Source organism: Kitasatospora sp. NPDC003701, from assembly GCF_053587085.1.
Genome location: NZ_JBSFNM010000152.1, coordinates 1 through 3,770, shown reverse-complemented (window position 1 = coordinate 3,770; position 3,770 = coordinate 1). Strand labels below are relative to the sequence as shown.

Below are 3,770 nucleotides of genomic sequence, written 5' to 3'. Positions count from 1 at the left end.
CTGGGACTGAGACACGGCCCAGACTCCTACGGGAGGCAGCAGTGGGGAATATTGCACAATGGGCGAAAGCCTGATGCAGCGACGCCCCGTCGGACCCGGCGCGGCCCCTCGGGCCGAGTCGGGTGCAACCGGCCTGAACAGGGGTAAAGCGGCCGGTCGAGGCCCCACGCGATAGCCTGGTCGACGATTGAGCGGGTCCGCGCCCACCGGGCACGGTGCCCACCAGCGCCCGGGCGCGCCCCGGGCGGCCGACGAAGCGAGGGGTAGCCCAGCCGTGCGCATTGCCAGGTTTTCCGTCCGGGAAGGGAGCCCTGCCGCCGGCAGCGTCTCCTTCGGCGTGGTCGAGGGCGACCCGGCCCAGCCCGAGTCTCTGGTCGTCCACGCCCTGGCCGGTCACCCGTTCGGGCAGCCCCAACCCACCGGCGAGAGCTACCGCTTCCAGGACGTGCGGCTGCTCAGCCCGATGCTGCCGAACAAGATCGTCGCGGTCGGCCGCAACTACGCCGCCCACGCGGCCGAGCTCGGCAACGACGTCCCCGACGTCCCGCTGACCTTCTTCAAGCCGTCGACCTCGGTGATCGGCCCGACCGAGTCCATCGCGTACCCGCCGTTCTCCTCCGACGTCCACCACGAGGCCGAACTGGCCGTGGTCATCGGCCGGATGTGCCGCGAGGTGCCGCTGGACCGGGTGCCCGAGGTGATCCTCGGATACACCTGCGCCAACGACCTCACGGCGCGCGACGTGCAGCAGCGCGAGGGCCAGTGGGCCCGCGCCAAGGGCTTCGACACCGCCTGCCCGCTCGGCCCGTGGATCGAGACCGACCTCGACCCGAGCGACCTCGCCATCACCTGCACGGTCAACGGCGAACTTCGGCAGACCGGTCGCACCTCCCTGATGGTCCGCTCGGTCGCCGAGCTGATCGTCCACATCTCCGAGGCCATGACGCTGCTGCCCGGCGACGTCATCCTCACCGGCACACCCGCTGGGGTGGGCCCGCTCAACGTCGGCGACGAGGTCGCCGTCTCCATCGAAGGCATCGGCACTCTCGCCAACAAGGTGATCAAGCGTGGCTAACACTGACCCGAGCGTTCGGGTTCGCTTCTGTCCGTCCCCGACCGGCAACCCGCACGTGGGTCTGATCCGCACGGCCCTCTTCAACTGGGCCTTCGCCCGCCACAACGGCGGCACGATGGTCTTCCGGATCGAGGACACCGACGCCGCCCGCGACTCCGAGGAGTCGTACCGGCAGCTGCTCGACGCCATGCGCTGGCTCGGCTTCGACTGGGACGAGGGCCCGGAGGTCGGCGGCCCGCACGAGCCGTACCGCCAGTCGCAGCGGATGGACATCTACGCCGACGTCGCCCGCCGGCTGCACGAGGCCGGCCACGCCTACCACTGCTACTGCTCCACCGAGGAGCTGGACGCCCGCCGCGAGGCCGCCCGCGCGGCCGGCCGGCCCTCCGGCTACGACGGCCACTGCCGGGAGCTGACGGACGACCAGGTCGCCGTCTACAAGCTGGAGAAGCGCGAGCCGATCCTGCGGTTCCGGATGCCCGACCGCACCATCGTCTTCGACGACCTGGTGCGCGGCACGCTCACCTTCGAGCCGGAGAACGTGCCCGACTACGGCATCGTCCGGGCCAACGGCGCGCCGCTCTACACCCTGGTCAACCCGGTGGACGACGCCCTCATGGGCATCACCCACGTGCTGCGCGGCGAGGACCTGCTCTCCTCGACCCCGCGCCAGGTCGCGCTGTACGCCGCGCTCGCCGAGATCGGCGTCGGCGACGGCAGCACCCCGCGCTTCGGCCACCTGCCGTACGTGATGGGCGAGGGCAACAAGAAGCTCTCGAAGCGCGACCCGCAGGCCTCGCTCAACCTGTACCGCGAGCGCGGCTTCATCCCCGAGGGCCTGCTCAACTACCTGTCGCTGCTCGGCTGGTCGCTCTCCGCGGACGACGACATCTTCTCCGTGGAGCAGCTGGTCGCGGCGTTCGACATCGCCGACGTCAACGCCAACCCGGCCCGCTTCGACCTCAAGAAGTGCGAGCACATCAACGCCGAGCACCTGCGCCGGCTGGCCCCGGAGGACTTCGTCCGCCGCCTGGTGCCGTACCTGCAGGCGCCCGGTCTGCTGCCGGCCGAGCCGTCCGCCGAGCAGCTGGAGCTGCTGGCCAAGGTGGCCCCGCTCACCCAGGAGCGGATGGTCGTGCTGAGCGAGATCGTCACCATGGCGGGCTTCCTCTTCGTCGACCCGGCCGACTTCGCGCTGGACGCGGACGACGCCGCCAAGGTGCTCACCGCGGACGCCCGCCCGGTGCTGGAGGCCAGCATCAAGGCGCTGGAGGAGCTCGCGGACTTCTCGCCCGAGCCGATCCAGGCCGCGCTGCGCGCGGCGCTGGTGGACGGGCTGGGCATCAAGCCCAAGTTCGCCTTCACGCCGCTGCGGGTGGCCGTCACCGGCCGCCGGGTCTCCCCGCCGCTCTTCGAGTCGATGGAGCTGCTCGGGCGCCCCGAGACGCTGCGCCGGCTGAACGCCGCGCTGGCCGCCGCGCCGGCTGCCTGAGGGCGCGTACGGGGGCCGCGGGCCGGGTTCTGACCTGGTCCGCAGCCCCCGCTGCGGCTGCCTGGGGTTATCGATTTTGGACCGGGGCCGGACGTCGGGTAATGTTCTTTCTGCGCCGCCCGGGAGGGAACGGACGAGGGAGCGAAACCCCGTCCGGACCGAGCGAGAGGCGCAACGCCCGAGAGGGCCCGCAAGGGTTCAACTCTGGTGGGGTATGGTGTAATTGGCAGCACGAGTGATTCTGGTTCATTTAGTCTAGGTTCGAGTCCTGGTACCCCAGCGCAGTACAAGCAGTACGCAGTACAAACAAAGATCAAGCCCCCGTTGTGTAGCGGCCTAGCACGCTGCCCTCTCACGGCAGTAGCGCCGGTTCGAATCCGGTCGGGGGTACTGATCCCGCAAGGGATCACCTGGAAAGCCCCCGTTGTGTAGCGGCCTAGCACGCTGCCCTCTCACGGCAGTAGCGCCGGTTCGAATCCGGTCGGGGGTACTGATCCCGCAAGGGATCGCCAGGAAGCCCCCGTTGTGTAGCGGCCTAGCACGCTGCCCTCTCACGGCAGTAGCGCCGGTTCGAATCCGGTCGGGGGTACCAGAGCATTAAGCCGGTGGGCTTGCCCATCGGCTGATTGCTTTGTTGGGGTATGGTGTAATTGGCAGCACGAGTGATTCTGGTTCATTTAGTCTAGGTTCGAGTCCTGGTACCCCAGCCAGTAAAAGCAAGGCCCTGGTTCGCCAGGGTCTTTTGTGTTTTCCGGTCGCATTTCCGGGTGATTCCCCGGAAAGAAAGGGCCCGCTCACCGGGGTGAGCGGGCCCTTGTGCTGTTGTCGGGGTCCTCAGCCGCGGCGCAGGGCCTCGGTGAGCCGGTTGGCGGCCTCGATGATGGCCTGGGCGTGCAGCCGGCCCGGGTGGCGGGTCAGGCGCTCGATCGGGCCGGAGACGGAGACGGCGGCCACGACCCGGTTGGAGGGGCCGCGCACGGGCGCGGAGACGGACGCCACGCCCGGCTCCCGCTCCCCGATGGACTGGGCCCAGCCGCGGCGCCGGACGCCGCTCAGCGCGGTGGCGGTGAACCGGGCGCCCTGGAGGCCGCGGTGCAGCCGCTCGGGCTCCTCCCAGGCCAGCAGGACCTGGGCGGCGGAGCCGGCCTTCATCGGCAGGGTGCTGCCGACCGGGACGGTGTCCCGCAGGCCGGAGAGCCGCTC

At 70.2% G+C, this 3,770-nt stretch carries 3 protein-coding genes, 5 tRNA genes and 1 rRNA gene; 8 read left to right on the top strand and 1 reads right to left on the bottom strand.

Annotated features, from left to right (window positions below):
• From ACWDRR_RS44270 to ACWDRR_RS44235, 8 genes are all read left to right on the top strand, one after another.
• Window positions 1–121, top strand: a 16S ribosomal RNA gene (locus ACWDRR_RS44270); the annotation flags it as partial.
• A 153-nt stretch (window positions 122–274) separates the two neighbouring features.
• A complete protein-coding gene (locus tag ACWDRR_RS44265; protein WP_449778011.1) occupies window positions 275–1,075 on the top strand; it encodes a fumarylacetoacetate hydrolase family protein in 801 nt (266 codons plus the stop codon).
• Entirely contained in the window at window positions 1,068–2,567 is a 1,500-nt protein-coding gene (gene gltX, locus ACWDRR_RS44260; RefSeq protein ID WP_449778010.1) for a glutamate--tRNA ligase, read from the top strand. Before ACWDRR_RS44265 ends, gltX begins: the two co-directional genes overlap by 8 nt.
• A gap of 208 nt (window positions 2,568–2,775) precedes the next feature.
• Window positions 2,776–2,847: transfer RNA gene (locus ACWDRR_RS44255), tRNA-Gln, on the top strand.
• A 37-nt stretch (window positions 2,848–2,884) separates the two neighbouring features.
• Window positions 2,885–2,957 (top strand) — tRNA-Glu (locus ACWDRR_RS44250).
• Between the two features lie 27 nt (window positions 2,958–2,984).
• A tRNA-Glu gene (locus ACWDRR_RS44245) sits at window positions 2,985–3,057 on the top strand.
• A gap of 26 nt (window positions 3,058–3,083) precedes the next feature.
• Window positions 3,084–3,159: transfer RNA gene (locus ACWDRR_RS44240), tRNA-Glu, on the top strand.
• A 43-nt stretch (window positions 3,160–3,202) separates the two neighbouring features.
• Window positions 3,203–3,277, top strand: a tRNA-Gln gene (locus tag ACWDRR_RS44235).
• Window positions 3,278–3,401: 124 nt separating this feature from the next.
• On the opposite strand, the gene ACWDRR_RS44230 is transcribed toward ACWDRR_RS44235, so the two are convergent.
• Window positions 3,402–3,770, bottom strand: a 369-nt coding sequence (locus tag ACWDRR_RS44230; protein WP_449778009.1) for an IclR family transcriptional regulator domain-containing protein, incomplete at its 5' end; no start/stop codon positions are given.